Source organism: Microcoleus sp. A2-C3 (assembly GCF_036706065.1).
Lineage (GTDB): Bacteria > Cyanobacteriota > Cyanobacteriia > Cyanobacteriales > Microcoleaceae > Microcoleus.
Genome location: NZ_JAUBVX010000016.1, coordinates 1 through 17,529, shown reverse-complemented (window position 1 = coordinate 17,529; position 17,529 = coordinate 1). Strand labels below are relative to the sequence as shown.

Genomic DNA, 17,529 nt, shown 5'->3' with positions numbered 1-17,529 from the left:
CGGATAGCTCCTTTTTTTATAGTCTAGACTGCTAAACCGACGGCTAAATTTCTGAAACATAAGCAAGCACGACTTTGAAATCAAAGGTCAAACTTGCTGTCTCGCTTGCTGGTTGTTTTGAGCAAAGGAGAGAGTTCAGTATATTTGCCAATCAGTCCTATCTTATTATCATAACGAATCTTTACAGATAATCAAGAGGTTATCAGAAAATTACGGAACAATCTGGGTTCGCAGAGTGTTAAATAAAGATTAAGCTTACTGCTAACAGTTGACAATTGACACGGCCTTGGATATTTTCTACGCTTTTACCAATAATAATTGACGCCGGAGCCGATCGAGCGCCGTACAGCTACTGAGATGCCGAATCCAATCCCGGCCTCGCGCATCGCCAAAGCGGTATTCAAAACTTTCTGTCACGCCGTCGGGGCCAGCTAAACCGACATAAACCAGTCCCACAGGTTTAGCGTCTGTACCGCCTCCGGGCCCGGCGATGCCTGTAATGCTCAATCCCCAATCGGTATTGAGCCTCGCGCGCACTCCCGCAGCCATTTGTTTTGCTACTTGCTCGCTGACTGCGCCGAATTCGGCTAAATCTTGGGGATTAACACCTAATAATGATTCCTTAACTCGATTGTCATAAGAAATAATCCCGCCCCAAAAATAGCTCGAACTGCCGGGAACAGAAGTCAGCATCGCCCCTAACCCTCCTCCCGTGCAGGATTCAGCCACACTCAGAGTTTGCCCCGCATCCAGCAACAATTGCCCGACAGTCGAAGGGAGGGTATCGGTATCCGCGCCGTAACAGTCTAGGCCAGTAATCTGCAGCAATTGTTGTTCGATCGGCTCAATTAACTTTTTCGCAGCCACTTCCGAGTCAGCGCGGGCCGAAATCCGCAATTTGACTTGACCGTGATTGGCGTAGGGAGCCACAGTAGGATTAGTTAAATGCAGAAAAGATTCTACTTTTTCCGCCAGGGCCGACTCAGCAATTCCCCAAAATTTCAACGTGCGGCTGAAAATAGTGGCGCTGCACCAACCGCCATTTTTTAGGTAAGGAACGGCGGTTTCTCGCCACATCAAGTGCATTTCCGCCGGTACGCCGGGAAATGTCATCACTGTCACGTTGGGAATCGGCTGCCAAATAATGCCCGGTGCAGAACCGCTGCGGTTAGGCAGAATGTCCGCCGTTTCTGGAATTAAAGCTTGTTTGCGGTTGCTGGGACTCATGGTGCGTCCGCGCAGGGCAAATTTTTGTTCGATATCGGCGATAATTTCCGGTTTTTCGATTAAGGGAACGCCAAAAAAATCGGCGATTGTTTCGACTGTGAGGTCGTCTGGTGTCGGGCCTAGACCTCCTGTGAAGAGTAAAAGTTGCGATCGACCCACAGCGATTTCTAACACTTGTTTGATGCGTTCTGGATTGTCCCCCACCACGGTTTGATAGTAATGAGGGATTCCCAAACTCGCTAATTCTTTCGCTAAAAACTGAGCGTTGCCATTAAGAATATCTCCTAACAGCAATTCAGTGCCAACACAAATAATTTCAGCAACCATTAGTTATTGGTAATAGGGCATTGGGCATTGGGCATTGGGCATTGGGCATTGGGCGAAGCGAAGCGGAGGGATTGGGCATTGGTAATTGCTAATTGTTAATTGTTAATTGCTAATTGGTAATTGGTAATTGCTAATTGCTAATTGCTAATTGGTGGTAAATGATAACTGTCAACTGTCAACCATCAACCATCAACTGTCAACTGTCAACTGTCAACTGTCCACTGTCAACTGTCAACTGACTATCGAGCGTGTCTCCAAACTTTCCAGCTAGCGTATCCCAGCAAACTTGTCGCACCCATCGCGTAAATGATGCCGCTTGGAACCGAAAAAGCTAGGGCTAAACTCCCTACCCACAGTGTCAGCGAGTAAATAAATAAAACCGCAAATTTATGGGATAGTCCGGCTTCTAGAAGTCGGTGGTGGAGGTGGCGCTTGTCAGCAATAAATGGTGATTTGCCGTTGCGGAGTCGATCGAGAATCACGGCTGACATATCTAAAATCGGTACAGCTAAAATTAAATATGGCAGCAACACAGAGGTAATAGCCGTAGTTTTAACTAACCCAATTACTCCCACTCCCGCGAGAGTGAAACCGATAAAATAAGCGCCGCCATCTCCCATAAAGATTTGAGCCGGATTGAAGTTGTAGCGCAGAAATCCCAAAGTGCCGCCTGCTAAAGCCGCTGCAATTAGGGCTGCTGCGGGTTGGTGCATTGACAGACTGACTATCAGCATCACAACTGCTGCAATGCCTGAAACTCCGGCTGCTAAACCGTCCAAACCGTCAATCCAGTTGATGGCGTTGGCCATACCGACGAGCCAAATTACGGTAATTGGCAAGCTCAGCCAGCCAAGATCTGTCAGTCCCAAGGATGGAACTGTGAGAAACTCAATTTGTACGCCCGCGTACCAAGCGATGCTGGATACGCCAATTTGCATGAGCAAGCGTTTGATGGCTGAGAGCGAAAATAAATCGTCTGCTAAACCGATGAGGAAGAATCCGACGCCGCCGAGGGTGACTCCCCAGATTTCGTATTCGTCTTTGCGATCGAGAATTTGTCCGCTAGCATCGATGAAGCCTCCTGAGAGCCAGACAAATAACAGAGCAGTCAGAGTGCCCATAAAGATGGACACTCCTCCCAAGCGCACCATTGGGCGCTTGTGGACTTTTCGCTCGCCTGGCCGATCGACTCTCCCGCTTTTGAGACCAATTTTTTTGACTATTGGTGTACTGTAGAGGACGACGATCGCAGAAACCAGAAAAGCGACTACGTGGTACAGATACTGATACGGCATCTGAAATCAATTTTAAATAATAGTGCGGGGCAATTAGGCTGTCAGGCAGAGTCTACTACATTTCAGATGGCTTATCACAAGGAAACATCTTTAAAGTGCGACTGGGGGGTTTGGGAGCCGGAAATTTGTTGGAGTGGAAGTTGCCCGATCGCCAAAAAGTGAGATTTTTCACTTAGTAACTCTCAAATTAAGACCCTTGGGGATCTATGCTGTGATCGCGAGACTGTCGATCGACACATCGATCCGAGTGGATTTATCCCTGGAAGGGGGCGGGTAGATCGATATCTTTGGCTACCGACAAATATCTCGGGTAAAACCCGCCCCACGCGATCGATATATGTACGTTAAAACAGGGGGCGATCGCGAATGGCAACTCTCAATCTTTTCCGGCTCTTTTACCCTTTTACCCGTACACTTCCAACTACCAATTTCTCATTGCCAATCAGGAAAATTAAGCTAATGCCGGCACTTTCAAGAACAAGTGCGGATATAACGGGAAGCGATCGCAAAGTGCAGCTACTCGCCGCAGACAATCGGCGGCGACGCTTTCATCATCTGGATTCAGGAGTCGATCGGCAATAATATTACCAATTTCGGTAAATTCAGTAGTTCCCATGCCCCTGGTTGTCATCGCTGGCGAACCGAGTCTCAAACCGCTGGTGACAAAAGGCGATGCCGGATCGAAAGGCACGGTATTTTTATTAGCAGTAATATTCACACCGCTAACTAATTGGTCGGCTCGCTTGCCTGTCATGTTTGCCGATTGCAAATCTACTAGCATTAAGTGATTGTCCGTGCCGCCGGAAACGAGTTTTAAACCCCGCTGCTGCAACTGTGCTGCTAAAGCCCGCGCATTTTCTATTACTTGACCGGAATAAGTTTTAAATTCGGGTTTTAATGCTTCGCCGAAAGCTACTGCTTTGCCCGCAATAACGTGTTCTAAGGGGCCGCCTTGAGTGCCGGGAAACACTGCTTTGTCAAACTTTTTGCCAAGTTCGGGGTCATTAGTCATAATCAATCCGCCACGGGGGCCTCGCAGGGTTTTGTGAGTGGTGGTGGTGACTGCGTGACAGTGGTCAAGGGGGCTTGGGTGGTGGCCTGTGGCGACTAACCCGGCGATGTGGGCGATGTCGGCGAGCAGGTAGGCTCCGATTTCGTCGGCGATCGCTCTAAACTTTTCAAAGTCGATAATTCGCGAATATGCTGAATAGCCGCAAATCAGCAATTTCGGTCGGTTTTGTTTCGCCAGTGCCAAAATTTCGTCGTAGTCAAGCTGTTCTGTTTCTTTGTTAACGCCGTAGTGAAAAGCTTTGAACCATTTGCCGGAGACGTTGACGGGCGAACCGTGGGTCAAGTGTCCGCCGTGGGACAAATCCATGCCCATAATTCCGTCCCCAGGCTCTAGCAAGCTCAAAAACACTGCAAAGTTCGCTTGAGCGCCGGAGTGGGGCTGGACGTTGGCGTGGGCTGCTCCAAATAGCTGTTTGGCGCGATCGATCGCGATTTGCTCGATGCCGTCAATAAATTCGCAGCCGCCGTAGTAGCGTTTGGCTGGCAGTCCTTCAGCGTATTTATTGGTCAGCACTGAGCCTTGAGCTGCCATTACGGCTGCGGAGGTGAAGTTTTCGCTGGCGATCAGTTCTAGGTGGTCTCGCTGCCGCTGGAGTTCTTGCCCGATTAAATCGGCAATCTGCGGGTCGGTTTTGGAAAGGAATTCAAAGTTAGTGTCGGTCACAATAATCAACCTCTTGACAATTTTGGGATTGCGAATTGGGGATCTTTTACCCTACTACGGATTTCGCACGATTGATCCAAATATTACATTGTGTTCAGCTTAAGCCGTTTGTCCCAAGTTCCTGACATACAATGAAATTACTGGTATGAAACCTGCCGGAGGTATCAAATGTTAGTTATTCTAATGGAAAATCAGATGCTTGCCCCTCAGTGTGTTTGCCAAGGTTGTGTGCTCGCCGATCGCACGGGCCAACCGCGCTGGAGCGGTGGAGAGCTTCGCTGCGGGCATCCAGTTGCTAAACCTACGGAAAATTTGCCCGATCGATACGAGTGTCTAATGGGCTTCGTCATTGCCAATATCAAATAATCATGGGGCATGGGGCATGGGGCATGGGGCATCGGGCATCGGGCATGGTGACTATTGAACCCGACTCGATCTAAGTACCCCTGAATCTACTAGGCTCTGAGTGTGGGTAAATTCCGGGCGAGTCGGAACTGAGCCTGCTGCGTTATCCTGAGTTTAACGGGAATTGATAGTTAAATCGATCGACTCAGGAGAGTTCATTATGACTTGGCGCGGATCTACGACTGTTCCAGACCGGATTTTTGCTTGTTTGCCTTACTTGCTGCCGCTGATTGACGGGCTTGCCTTTGGCAGGTTTCTGTTTACACAGTTTCCTATCCTGCAACTGTTGTTGATACCGCTATCTCCATTGATGCAAATTTATAGTTTGCCCTTTGCTAGCTTGGTTATTTTCTTTGCCCTGTATTTAGGAGTAGTTAGAAACGAAAACATCAGTCACTTCATTCGTTTTAATGCGATGCAGGCGATTCTTTTAGACATTGTTTTGATGCTGTGCGGTTTGGTTTTGCCAATTTTCTCAAAAGGCTTGCAAGTCGCATTTATTGCAGAAACTCTGTATAACATGGTGTTTTTGGGCGCTTTGGCTGCATTTTTCTATGCAGTCATTCAGTCGGCGTTGGGACGCTATGCAGAGATTCCTCCGCTTTCGGATGCTGTTTATATGCAGGTACGTTAGTCAGTTGACAGTTGACAGTTGACAGTTGGCAGTTGACAGTTGGCAGTTGACAGTTGACGGTTGGCAGTTGTTAGTTGGTTATTATTTGTTGGTTCTAATGCCCAATGCCCAATGCCCAATAACTAATAACCAATAACTAATAACCAATAACTACGGTATTTTCCAGACTGCCAATACCTTCTATCTCAATGCGGACTCGATCGCCTATTTGTAGCGGCCCTACCCCTTGCGGCGTTCCTGTCAGTATCACATCGCCGGGAATTAGAGTCATGATTTGACTGATGTAGGAGACGAGAAAGTCTGGGGAAAATACCATGCGATCGATCTGGGATGACTGTACAGGTCGATCGCTCTCATTGACAAAAGTCTGCAACTGTGCAGCGGGACTCAGTTCGCGGACAATCCAAGGCCCCAAGGGACAAAATGTATCGAACCCTTTCGCCCTCGCCCACTGGTTGTCACGCTTTTGCAAATCTCTGGCTGTCACGTCGTTGGCGATGGTATAGCCCCAAATCTTGCCGTGTGCTTGTTCGGGAGTGCAGTTGCTACAATATTCGCCAATTACCAAGGCCAATTCTCCTTCGTAGTCTACCCTTTCCGACTGCTGCGGATAGCGAATCGCTCCACCTGCGGGGATGATAGCGCTGGGAGGCTTAAAAAACAGCAGGGGTTCTTCGGGTACTGGAGTACCCATTTCGGCCGCGTGATCGGCATAATTTTTGCCGACGGCTACAATTTTTGAGGGAGAGCACGGGGCGAGAATTTGGTAAGTATCTGGTTGGAGTTCCAAATCTGTTGGTTGTCCTTTTAACCACGGAGGTGCATCAAATACTTGAACGCTGTGGCTTAGTTGCAGCAAACCGTAATGGATGTGTCCTTGTGTTGTTTTAACTCGAACGTATCGGTGGGCCATAGGATTTTAGATTTTAGATTTTAGATTTTGGATTAAATAGGACTTTCAGTAGGATAGATAGGATTGATGCACGGGTGCCCAAAAACCGGGTTTTTTAACCAAAGTATTTGCTTAAAACCCTCAATCTCGGTTAAAAAACCCGGTTTCTTTGTGGGCGAGTGCGTTAGTCATAATACATATAAACATGGATCTAGGGATAATTGCTGAAAATTTATTGCTCGATCGACCTTTAAGATTTTTGCTGTATCATTTCTAACCCGCTTTCGGTGCAAACTCCGTGCAGCGGTTTGTCCCAGGAGTCAACTGGTAGCTGGGCTAGCAAGGCAAATTCAAAGATTGTGCCGATCGTAATTTTTGATTCCCACTCAGGTAAACTCAGCATTCGATCGTAATAGCCGCCGCCGTAGCCCAAGCGATAGCCGCGAACATCGCAACCAACGGCGGGTACGAGGATTAAATCTACTTCTGAGTGGTCGATTTTAGGAGCATCCGGCAGCGGTTCTAGTATGCCATAAGCTCCAGTATGTAAAGCATCTCCGGGCTGCCAAACGTGCCAGGATAAGTATGAGCCGACACAGCGGGGAAATCCCCATTTGCGGGGAGTTACAAATAGGGGACTTAAATCTGGTTCTTGGCGAAAGCTAAAGTAGGCAAGGATTGTTTTTGCTTGGGTAAATAGGGGCGAGTTGTGCAGGTGGTTGCAAAGGCGATCGCTCTTTTCTCTCCATTGTTGGGCTGATAGGGATTTGCGGGTGTTGAGGAGCGATCGTCTTAATTCGATTTTAGTTAATAAAGGTTTAGGAGTATTCATCTTTCATATTAAATCAGTTTAAATGGACGCAAAAAAGTAGGGAAACGGCTAAAAAAAATAGACACGGCTTCCCAAGGCCGATCGCCCTAATTATTCTTCACTCAAACTATGTCCGAGGCTAAAAGCCTCCCATCAACTCGCTCATATTCATCTTCCAGTAACCACGAGTGAGCCTCATCATAACTTGAGCTTAAAAACAGCAGTTTATAATTCAGCGATGGTTCGTAAATACCACACTTACTATTTTTGCCACCCACTAACATCAGAATCCGAGGCGGGAAAACAATCGCATCTACCCACAACTCGATAAATTCCCAATTATTGACTTGTTCGCCGAGGTTTTGTGCGGATAACATCGCTTTTATCATAACAGCTAAAAGATATCTAAGCACTTTTCTCGATTAAATCCGCTTCAGCATCCCGCCGTCTATTCATCCCTTTTTCAATGCTCGTTCCCAGCCAAATTCGTTTCATTTTGCGAATTTGTTCAGCAATTTTATTCACATTCTTTTTCGTGACCAAATCACGAACTACACGCATTTCTAGGCGACGGTTTCCCTGCATACTCGTGCCGCGATTGAACACCAAACTTACCAATCCTCCTTGAACATCTGCGGGCAATTGTTCAAAACCGGGAAATGCTTCTTTTGTCAGATTGTAAAATTTCGGCACTGTGACAATATTAAAAACTTCCCAAGCTAATTCCCAGGGAATAATGATGTCTCTAACACTAGCTAAACGTTCTTTTGCTGCATCCTCTGTCAACCCGCAGCAGTTACTCAAACGTTTTTGGTCAGCATCCGCTAATTTATTCCAATCTTGATTAAAAACTTCTACACTGTTGTAACCTAGATCGTAGCCGATGCCGATCGTAATTCCCGATGCTCCTTCCGGCCAAGTTGGACGCTGCAAAAGGCTTTCGTAGTATTCCCGCCCGCCGCCGACCTCGAATTCTAAGATTAGGTCGATCGCCCTGTATGATAAAAGTGACGAGCCCAAAAGTTCCCCAGGGAACAACGCAGCGAGGGTTTTGGGGCCCGCGATTCCGTCTGCCAAAATTTTTTGATTGGTTTGAAACTGTTTGAGGGATGCTTCAGTTTTCGGCCCAAACTTACCATCTGCACTTCCTGGATTCAACCCTAACTCCAGCAAGCGTTTTTGAAGTTTCACAACATCGGAACCCGATGCACCTAATTTTAAAGTTTGCATAACCTGTTTTCCTGTAATGCGATCGGCACAATAATTTTTGCTTTATATTGTACCACAACCAGGATTTCCCAAACTATTGGATTAATTCAGCCTCAGTCAGCAGAGCAAAATCGCGCGGATTGTTTAGCACGAAACAGTCATTTTCTTTAATTAAATCACCAAAACACGTTACGGGCGATCGCGCTTCATAAGCCTTGAGGGCCAACTGATAATCAGATCCGCTCAATTCCAGATGAATTTTTCTCAGCTTCCCCACCACAAATCCCATTAATGTAATTTTGCAGTTTGCCGATTCTTCCCCGTGTACTTTATTAATCCATCCCGAAATTACAACATTAGGTAAAGAAGTGATTAAATCGCTGAGAATATCTAACTGAGAACGATTTTCTACTATTTCTAGCGTCTTAAAAGCTTCAGCAATAAGCTGAGGGGCATCAAATTCTTGTCTCACAGGCTGCTTGATTTCAAAAATCTGACCGACATCATTCTTTTTGTGCCAAATCCAAGTATTCTCATAAACTAAAGCAACTTTTTGCCAGCCATTTTTCTCTAAGTGTTCTGCTAACACATTTGGATCTATAGTTTGGAAAATTTCCTTGTCTTTGACAGTTACTTTCACGGTAAACCTCCTTGACTAAGACGCTGCATAATAGACTTGAGAGCCTCTACTGTGAACTGATTAGAGCGGGATAACTCAACTGTTACATTCGCTGTATTGAGTCTTTCTGGCAGCCCCCGCAGCGACACCCAGTAGGTGCAATACCTCATGCACATTTCGTCTTCAGACTGCTGCAACCAGTTTTCTAAATTTTCCGGCACTAAAACTACCACTAACAGGCGCGGAACCTGGGAATTGACGATCAAATCCCTGTAATTTTTTATCCTCACCGGATATCGGATGAACTGTCCGTCGAGTACATCTCTTGAGGTACATTTTAATTGTAAGTTAAGCTCAGGGGAAAAAACTACTCCCTCACCGCCTCTTGCCACAATCTTCAAATCAATGCTGTCATCATCTACCTCTGGCTGACTGACAGAGAAACCTGCCACGGCTGCAACGGCACGCACATAAGCTTTGCTAAAAAGTTCTTTCTGCTGGTTCAGTTCCATTACAAAATAAACATATGCGAAAATAATATATTTTACAATAAAGGTGTTCTACAAGTAATTATTGTAGGAGAACTCTCCCCAAAAGGCGATCGATTGGTATAAATTCTTATTCTTAGTCTGCGGAGGCAAACATCGTTTGTATGGTCTCAGTTTAAACCGCCGAATCTCATTCAATAAAGCCCCGATTTATTCAATAAACCGGGGCTTTATTAACTCAAACTGCGTGTTTGCGATACCAATCAATCGTATTTTTCAACCCTTCCTTAAAGCCCATTTCAGCCACAAAACCAAACCTTTCCTTAGCCCTTTCGGTATCCAAACAGCGGCGTGGCTGACCGTTCGGTTTGTCTGTTTCCCAAACTATTTCTCCCTCATATCCCATCAATTCGCAAATTGTTTCCACTAAATCGCGAATTTTAACTTCACTATTAGTTCCCAAATTAACCGGGTCAGATTCATTGTAAGATTGAGCCGCCATCACAATCCCGCGCGCGGCATCTGTGGAATACAAAAACTCGCGGCTGGGGCTGCCGTCGCCCCAAACTGGCAATGTTTTGTCTCCCCTTTCTTGGGCTTCGTAGACTTTGCGAATTAATGCGGGGATGACGTGGGAACTTTTCGGGTCAAAGTTATCTTCCGGGCCGTATAAATTCACTGGTAGCAAGTAGATACCGTTGAATCCGTACTGCTGGCGGTAGGATTGCAGTTGCACTAATAGGGCTTTTTTCGCAATGCCGTAAGGTGCGTTGGTTACTTCTGGATATCCGTTCCAAAGGTTGTCTTCTTTGAAGGGAACTGGGGTTAAGTTTGGATAGGCGCAAATTGTACCGACGCAGACGAATTTTTCGACTCCTGCTTCGTAGGCTGCGTGGATTAGTTGCGCGCCCATCATTAAATTGTCATAAAATAGTTCTGCTGGTTTAATTAGGTTTAAACCGATGCCGCCGACGTGGGCTGCTAAGTGTATGATGATGTCTTGTTTGTCGGCGGCGCGCTTGCAGTTTTCCATAACGCGGAGGTCGCAGTCGATCGATCGCGTTACTGCAATTTTATCAGCATCGGCTCCTGCTTTGACTAACTGGTCGATTACTTGACGGCCGAGAAAACCCGCGCCGCCTGTGACTAGAATGCGCTTGCTGCTTAAATCCAAGCTTGTCATAATTTTATCCTGGTGATTGATTTTCAATAAAGGTCGATCGACAATTTCCATTCTCAAATTGTTGACTTTAGCTAAAAAAGCTTTCAGCTACAGGATGCGCGTGTCAACAAATCCGTTTTAGCTGCTGTAGATAAGCACAATACACCCCGTCCGAACCCAAAAATTAGACTTATGTGCCGCGAGTTCTCAGCGATCATTTTAATGTTTTTATTAGCTCGCAGATCCGAAAATTTTCCTAGCAATTAAGCTGATTCTTTGAATGCCCAAGCTAATAGCTGCAACAATCTTATTATCAGTTATGAACAATTTGTAGAGGAAATCCCGGTGTACCCCTTTCGCGGCGAATCGGGGCAGACACGGGGCACTACCCTACAAATTGTTAGCAGTGACCCCGCCCGGAAAAGGATACAAGCCCCTGACAGGAGTCGGGGAGTGTCAAAAATTTTAGACCCTAGTTCAAGCTTTCAGATTCATCTGTGGAGTAAATCTAAAATCTAACATCTAACATCTAACATCTAAAATCGACTTACCGCTGAGTTTTGCGACTTAATCAAATCCGTTACCAGAACCTCGTTCCTGCTTTTCTAGAGCTTTAATGTCAGCATCTACCATTAAATGTACTAACTCCTGAAAAGTTACAGAAGGTTCCCAATTCAACTGCTTGCGGGCCTTGGTCGAATCGCCAATCAACAGTTCGACTTCTGCCGGACGCAGGTAGCGTTCGTCAAACTCCACATATTTTTGCCAATCTAAATTGACATAAGTGAAGGCCAAATCGAGAAATTCTTTAATGGAATGAGTCTCATTTGTAGCAATGACAAAATCGTCAGGCTTATCTTGTTGCAGAATTAGCCACATCGCCCGCACGTAGTCTTTAGCATAACCCCAGTCTCGCTTGGAATCGAGATTGCCCAAATAAAGTTTTTTCTGTTTGCCGGCGACAATTCTGGCAACAGCGCGAGTAATTTTGCGGGTGACAAAAGTTTCGCCCCGGCGCGGAGATTCGTGATTGAACAAGATGCCGTTGGAGGCAAAAAGTCCGTAGGATTCGCGATAATTTACTGTTTGCCAGTGACCGTAAACTTTGGCGCAAGCATAAGGACTTCTGGGATAAAAAGGAGTTGTTTCCTTCTGCGGAACTTCCTGCACCAAACCAAACATTTCTGAAGAACCTGCTTGATAAAACCGCACTTCTATGCCTGTGCGATTCTGGTAGTCCCGTATTGCTTCTAACAAACGTAATACTCCCATCCCTACGGCATCAACCGTATATTCCGGCGAGTCAAAACTAACTCGAACGTGAGATTGAGCACCTAAGTTATAAACTTCTACAGGCTGAACTTGTTCCAATATTCGGCGGAGAGTCGTGCCGTCGGTTAAGTCGCCGTAGTGCAGAAACAGCCGTGCACCCTCGCTGTGAGGATCGACATAGATGTGGTCAATGCGATCGGTATTGAAACTAGAACTGCGCCGGATAATCCCGTGAACTTCATATCCTTGTTCTAGCAGTAATTCGCTCAAGTAGGAGCCGTCTTGACCTGTAATACCTGTTATTAGCGCTCGCTTGCGTTGCGTCATCTGAATTTTCCTTTGACAGGCTGTGTTAATTCGCTTCGGACGTTTCGGACAGAGTTTTTTGTTTGCCGATCGTATGCTCAAGCTCTACCTTAACTCACAATTCTTCGATCGGCATCAAGGAAGTGTTTAGTTTTAGCAAAGAGTTTGTAGCTTGCTGTCAGTAGTCAGCATCAGTGGTCAGTAACAAAACAAACTAACTACCGATTGCTGACTGCGGACAATAATTAATATGCGCCGTTATTTTTAGGAAAAATCACAACTCCTATTGTTTTGAAAACAATCCACATATCCATCCAAAGGTTTTTGTCATTGGCGTAATAGAGGTCGATCTGGACTCGCTGGGGATAGGGAATGTCGTTGCGACCGGAAACTTGCCATAGGCCTGTAATTCCAGGTCTAATGGTGAGAATTTTGTTGATGTGACGGCCGTATCTCGGCAGTTCTTCTTCAACTAAAGGTCTCGGCCCGACGACGCTCATATCTCCTTTTAAAACATTCCAAAACTGGGGAAATTCGTCTAAACTGGTCATTCGTAAAAATCTTCCAATCCAGGTAATTCGAGGGTCTTGTTTCAGTTTGAAATTGTCCTCAAACTCTTGACGCAAATGCGGAGAATTTTTCATGATTTCCAGCAATATGTCATCCGCATTTTCCACCATCGTTCTGAATTTAAGGCAATAAAACATTTTACGGTTTTTGCCTACTCGTTCCTGTACGTAAAAGATAGGCCCGGACGAGCTTAAGGCGATTGAGAGAGCCAAAAGCAGGTAAACCGGAGCAAACAGGATCAGAACCGATAATGAAAAGAGGATATCAAATAACCGCTTGAAAATTTCTCCGTCGAGTCTCTGTAGAGAACGACTTATGCGTCTATCTCCGTCGAGGACAGACCCAAAACCGCGTCTCGCGATCGCTCGAATTACCTTGCCGGAGATTAGTTGGCTGTCGGCAGTCATCTTACTCCTTCACTTCACACCACACACAGTCATGATCATAAAGCCTCAAGACGCTTTGTTCTCTGAATTATGTTTCAAATACTCAATTTTCTGAATTCAGAAGAAGGAAGAAGGAAGAAGGAAGAAGGAAGAAGGAAGAAGGAAGAATGGACAAGGTACTTATGTAGAGCGGTTTTGAGGGCTTCGGAAGCAATTGCAGAATATTTTCCAGGTCTCCGAGTCTGCCAGTGTCCCACTCGGACTCTGCCACTCTCAAGTCCCCGACTTGGAAAAATCGCCGGATTTAAATTCCTGATAGCACTGTTCGACAAAAGCCAGATAGCGCTGCTCAAAGACTTCGGGGGCAAACTTTTCGGCGTGCAACCGTGCCATTTCCGGCTGAAATTTTCCTTGCAACTGCTCAAATTCCTCGACGGCTTCGACTATCGCTGCTGCGGTTTGGGATGGAAAAAATAAACCAGTCCCTGTTTCTGGGTGTTGGCGAATGTCGAGCACTGTCTCCAAAGCGCCGCCTGCTGCATAGGCTATTACGGGTGTGCCGCCAGCTTGAGCTTCTACTAAAGCGATGCCAAAATCTTCACAAGCTGCATAGACAAAGGCTTTTGCTTCTGCCATGTACTTTTCCACTACGGATGCAGGCTGCCAGCCGAGTAGTTGCACGTTGGGTTTGGCGATTTGCCGAATCATTTCTAATTCTGGGCCGGTGCCGATAACAATGAGAGTATGCCCTAGTTGATTGAATGCTTGGACGATCGCACTTACGTTTTTGTAGCTTACCAAGCGGCACACTGTCACATAAAAGTCTTGTTTTTGCCGCATCAAGGAAAATCGCTCGATATTGACCGGCGGATAAATTACCTCGGCCCGTCGCCGATAACACCGCCAAATTCGGCGCGCCGTATGTTGGGAGTTGGCGATGAAATAATCGACGCGGTTGGCGGAAATTACATCCCACTGCCGCAGTCGGTGTAACAAATATCGCGTCAGGATGCCCGGAATGCCCCGTCCGGCTTTGCTGCTGCGTAAATAGTCAAAAGTTAAGTCCCAAGCGTAGCGCATGGGTGTGTGGCAATAGCAGACGTGCAGTTGCTGCGGACTGCTGAGGATGCCTTTGGCGACGGCGTGGGATGATGAGAGAATGATGTCGTATTCTCGCAGATCTAGTTGTTCGATCGCGATCGGCAGAAATGGCAAATATTTTTGCACGCCGCTGCGGGCCTTGGGAAAATGCTGCAAAAATGTTGTGCCAATCTGTCTTTGGAAAAGATAGCTTTCGGGATTGGCCGATTCAAAGTCAATCAGGGCATAGATATCAGCGTCTATGTATTTGAGGATTTCCTGCACTACGAGTTCTGAACCGCCGGTAGCTGAGGGTGTCAACCATTCGTGAACTAGGGCGTATTTGAGTTTTTTCACTTTTGTGTAGTCGATCGAACGATTTATTTGCGCCAATGCTGTCAATATTAGTCCTACTGAGCAATCACTTACGAACGATGGAACCACCAACCGGGTTTCTACGTAAGTATCTAGCTCCAGCTAAGGATTTTGGGAATCAACGGGGTTTTTCCGAAATCAAGGGCAGCCAAACCGCAATCTCCGGTAAAAATCCGCCCAATTGTTGACAAAAAATGCTATTAGACGGAATACTGTAGGGGATTTGCGATCGACTGAATTTTCGGAAAGGGCGATCGAATTAACGTGGTGTGAGGAAAAAAATGTCAAAATTTTTGTGGAAAGGACTTTTAGTCAGTCCCGCTGTATTAGCAGCAAGTTTACTCGTATCTTCGACAGCCCTAGCAGCAGAGCAACCCGTAGAAGTTGCCACAGCTCAAGCAAATCAATTGCAATTAGCAGGTGCTGCAACCGAAGCTACAAAGCCTGAAACAGCAACAATGACGGCTGAGCTAGCATCATTAACTAGCAACTTGACTGTTGAGACTATTGAAACAGAAATTGTTCCAGCCAAGGTAGCCCCAGTTACCGAACAAGCCGCGTCACCAGAAAACAATACAGTTGCAGCAGCAGAGTTAAGCGAAACCCAACCCGCAGTCGCGCCCGCAAACTCAAGCGCAACTCAACCTGTCGCAGAACAAATCCCCGCAGTCGCGCCCGCAAACTCAAGCGCAACCCAACCTGTCGCAGAACAAATCCCCGCAGTCGCGCCTGCAAACTCAAGCGCAACCCAACCTGTCGCCACACCGACTAATCTCAGCGCCGAAAAACCGGCCGCACAACCAGAGCAGATTTCCCAATCAACCGCTCCAATTGCCCAGCCTCCAGCGCCGTCAAATGTTCTAGAACAAATCAACCAATACAGCGCCGAAGGCGGCAGCGAAGATGCAGTCGGCCAAGTAACCTCAGTCTCGCAACTTTCCGACGTTCGACCCACCGATTGGGCATTCCAAGCTTTGCAGTCCCTAGTAGAGCGCTACGGGTGTATAGCTGGTTATCCTGACGGCACTTTCCGCGGCAACCGGGCGATGACTCGCTACGAATTTGCAGCCGGTTTGAATGCGTGTTTAGATAAAGTTACCGAACTGATCAAAGCCGGTACAACAAATCTGGCAACCAAAGAAGATTTGGCTTCTCTGCAAAAGCTCCAAGAAGAATTTGCAGCGGAATTGGCAACTTTACGCGGCCGCGTCGATGCTTTGGAAGCACGCACGTCTGAATTAGAAGCAAATCAGTTTTCGACTACAACTAAACTTAACGGCGAAGTAGTATTTGCTTTGACAGGTATCGCCGGCGGAGATGATGCTAACGGCCGCGAAGCTGATAAAACCACAGCTTTTGGCAGCAGGGTTCGTCTGAACTTTGACACGAGTTTCTCAGGCCAAGACTTGCTGAGAACTCGACTGCAAGTTTTAAATTTGGGCTCGTTTTCTACTAATAATACCAAAACCGCTGAAGGAGAATTGCGGTTTAATGCCGGGCCTTTCGGCGAGGCTAGCAATACTGTAGCTTTAGATGCGCTGCTTTACCAATTCCCCCTAGGTAAAAGCACTACTGTAATTCTAGAAGCCAACGCCGGCGCTGCTGACGATTTTACCAACACTGTCAACCCTTACTTTGACGGAGATGGTGGCAGCGGCGCTCTTTCTAACTTCGGTACTCGCAACCCGATTTACTATTTGACTGGCGGTTCTGGTATCGCTCTGCGGCATCAGTTTGGGGAAAAACTTGAGCTGAGTTTGGGATATTTGGCCGGCAACGCTGCGAGCCCGACGCGGGGTAACGGTTTGTTCAACGGTTCCTATGGTGCTTTGGCTCAGTTGACTTTCAAACCGACAAGCACTATGGCTTTAGGTCTAACTTACGTTAATTCCTACAACTTTGTTACCGGTACCGGCAGCAATGCTTCTAACTTCCCGGCGCGTCTCGGTTCCTTCGGAATCGACAGCGACAGCAATCTGCCAGTTTCTAGCAATTCCTACGGCGCGCAGGCTTCGTTGAAACTGGGTCGCCGAATTGCTCTTGGCGGTTGGGCTGGTTACACCAACCAGCGCATTTTATCCAACTTGGGTTCTGTGCAGCGGGGAGACCAAAAAATCTGGAACTGGGCTGTTACTTTGGCTTTTCCTGATTTGTTGAAAGAAGGAAATGTGGCGGGGATTCTGGTAGGTATGGAACCGAGGGTGACGAGTTCTACTAATAATACTTTGCCGGAAGATAAGGATACTTCGCTGCACATTGAAGGGTTCTATCAGTTTAAGTTGAGTGACAATATTTCGATTACTCCTGGTGTGATTTGGCTGACTGCTCCTGACCACAATAAGAATAATTCTGATTTGGTGATTGGGGTGGTGAGAACTACGTTTACTTTCTAGGAGTTGTATGTGTAGGGTGCGCAATGCGCACCGAAAAAGTCAACCTGTGCGCAGTGCACACCCTACAAAATACCAAATTTCAAGCGTTTTACGGACTTCAAACCAAGCTTAACAAACACGCCAGACTTTCTCTGGCAGTGCGCGCCTTACCGCTATAAGTCAATACGATTCAGTTAACGACGTTTATGATTGCGAGCTGGCGCGGGCGTTGCAATCGTAGTATCTGTACGCAGATTGATTTCAAGATAGTTTGCGAACAAAAGCAATTAACTGTAGTTTAGACTAACTAAAGATGAGAACGGTGGCAAAAGAAGAACTAGAGCCACCGCGCCGGGAGAGAATG

General features: G+C 46.7%; 16 protein-coding genes. 3 read left to right on the top strand and 13 right to left on the bottom strand.

Translation table 11 applies throughout. The annotated features are described in order from the left end of the window. Positions 1-297: 297 nt before the first annotated feature. The 3 genes from QUB66_RS11285 to glyA all read right to left on the bottom strand — a co-directional run bounded on the left by QUB66_RS11285 (position 298) and on the right by glyA (position 4,584). Positions 298-1,554 (bottom strand): competence/damage-inducible protein A, encoded by a 1,257-nt coding sequence (locus QUB66_RS11285; protein ID WP_332967781.1) that lies wholly within the window; start codon positions 1,552-1,554, stop codon positions 298-300. A gap of 239 nt (positions 1,555-1,793) precedes the next feature. Beyond that, complete coding sequence (locus tag QUB66_RS11280) at positions 1,794-2,849, bottom strand: glycosyltransferase family 4 protein (protein WP_265234440.1); 1,056 nt, start codon at positions 2,847-2,849, stop codon at positions 1,794-1,796. Between the two features lie 451 nt (positions 2,850-3,300). Continuing rightward, on the bottom strand, positions 3,301-4,584 hold the full coding sequence (gene glyA / locus QUB66_RS11275) for a serine hydroxymethyltransferase (RefSeq protein ID WP_332967783.1): 1,284 nt from the start codon (positions 4,582-4,584) through the stop codon (positions 3,301-3,303). Between the two features lie 168 nt (positions 4,585-4,752). Between glyA and QUB66_RS11270 the strand changes: the two genes are divergently transcribed. Continuing rightward, positions 4,753-4,950, top strand: coding sequence for a hypothetical protein (locus QUB66_RS11270; RefSeq protein ID WP_106149203.1), 198 nt, complete (start codon positions 4,753-4,755; stop codon positions 4,948-4,950). 199 nt (positions 4,951-5,149) lie between these two features. Then, complete coding sequence (locus QUB66_RS11265) at positions 5,150-5,623, top strand: Tic20 family protein (RefSeq protein ID WP_332967784.1); 474 nt, start codon at positions 5,150-5,152, stop codon at positions 5,621-5,623. Positions 5,624-5,759: 136 nt separating this feature from the next. Here the strand turns inward: QUB66_RS11265 and QUB66_RS11260 are convergent, their stop codons facing one another. The 10 genes from QUB66_RS11260 to QUB66_RS11215 all read right to left on the bottom strand — a co-directional run bounded on the left by QUB66_RS11260 (position 5,760) and on the right by QUB66_RS11215 (position 14,775). Beyond that, a complete protein-coding gene (locus QUB66_RS11260; protein WP_265234443.1) occupies positions 5,760-6,536 on the bottom strand; it encodes a fumarylacetoacetate hydrolase family protein in 777 nt (258 codons plus the stop codon). A gap of 229 nt (positions 6,537-6,765) precedes the next feature. Then, entirely contained in the window at positions 6,766-7,347 is a 582-nt protein-coding gene (locus QUB66_RS11255) for a 5-formyltetrahydrofolate cyclo-ligase (RefSeq protein WP_332967787.1), read from the bottom strand. Positions 7,348-7,448: 101 nt separating this feature from the next. Then, positions 7,449-7,703, bottom strand: coding sequence for a hypothetical protein (locus tag QUB66_RS11250; protein ID WP_332967788.1), 255 nt, complete (start codon positions 7,701-7,703; stop codon positions 7,449-7,451). A gap of 28 nt (positions 7,704-7,731) precedes the next feature. Beyond that, positions 7,732-8,556: a peptidoglycan-binding protein gene (locus QUB66_RS11245; RefSeq protein WP_265234446.1), complete on the bottom strand. Its 825-nt coding sequence runs from the start codon at positions 8,554-8,556 to the stop codon at positions 7,732-7,734. Between the two features lie 73 nt (positions 8,557-8,629). Beyond that, complete coding sequence (locus QUB66_RS11240; RefSeq protein WP_332967790.1) at positions 8,630-9,175, bottom strand: hypothetical protein; 546 nt, start codon at positions 9,173-9,175, stop codon at positions 8,630-8,632. Continuing rightward, complete coding sequence (locus QUB66_RS11235) at positions 9,172-9,666, bottom strand: DUF4365 domain-containing protein (RefSeq protein ID WP_332967791.1); 495 nt, start codon at positions 9,664-9,666, stop codon at positions 9,172-9,174. The genes QUB66_RS11240 and QUB66_RS11235 overlap by 4 nt, the downstream gene beginning before the upstream one ends. Positions 9,667-9,880: 214 nt before the next feature. Then, positions 9,881-10,825, bottom strand: a complete 945-nt coding sequence (locus QUB66_RS11230) for a GDP-L-fucose synthase family protein (protein WP_265234448.1) — start codon at positions 10,823-10,825, stop codon at positions 9,881-9,883. A gap of 546 nt (positions 10,826-11,371) precedes the next feature. Beyond that, positions 11,372-12,403: a GDP-mannose 4,6-dehydratase gene (gmd, locus tag QUB66_RS11225; RefSeq protein ID WP_265234449.1), complete on the bottom strand. Its 1,032-nt coding sequence runs from the start codon at positions 12,401-12,403 to the stop codon at positions 11,372-11,374. A gap of 224 nt (positions 12,404-12,627) precedes the next feature. Next, positions 12,628-13,359 carry a sugar transferase gene (locus QUB66_RS11220; RefSeq protein ID WP_265234450.1) on the bottom strand — a complete coding sequence of 244 codons (732 nt, stop codon included), beginning with the start codon at positions 13,357-13,359 and terminating at the stop codon, positions 12,628-12,630. Positions 13,360-13,611: 252 nt separating this feature from the next. Continuing rightward, positions 13,612-14,775: a glycosyltransferase gene (locus tag QUB66_RS11215; protein WP_265234451.1), complete on the bottom strand. Its 1,164-nt coding sequence runs from the start codon at positions 14,773-14,775 to the stop codon at positions 13,612-13,614. A gap of 299 nt (positions 14,776-15,074) precedes the next feature. Here QUB66_RS11215 and QUB66_RS11210 point away from each other — a divergent pair, with 299 nt between their 5' ends. After that, complete coding sequence (locus tag QUB66_RS11210; RefSeq protein WP_265234452.1) at positions 15,075-17,186, top strand: iron uptake porin; 2,112 nt, start codon at positions 15,075-15,077, stop codon at positions 17,184-17,186. Positions 17,187-17,529 lie beyond the last annotated feature (343 nt).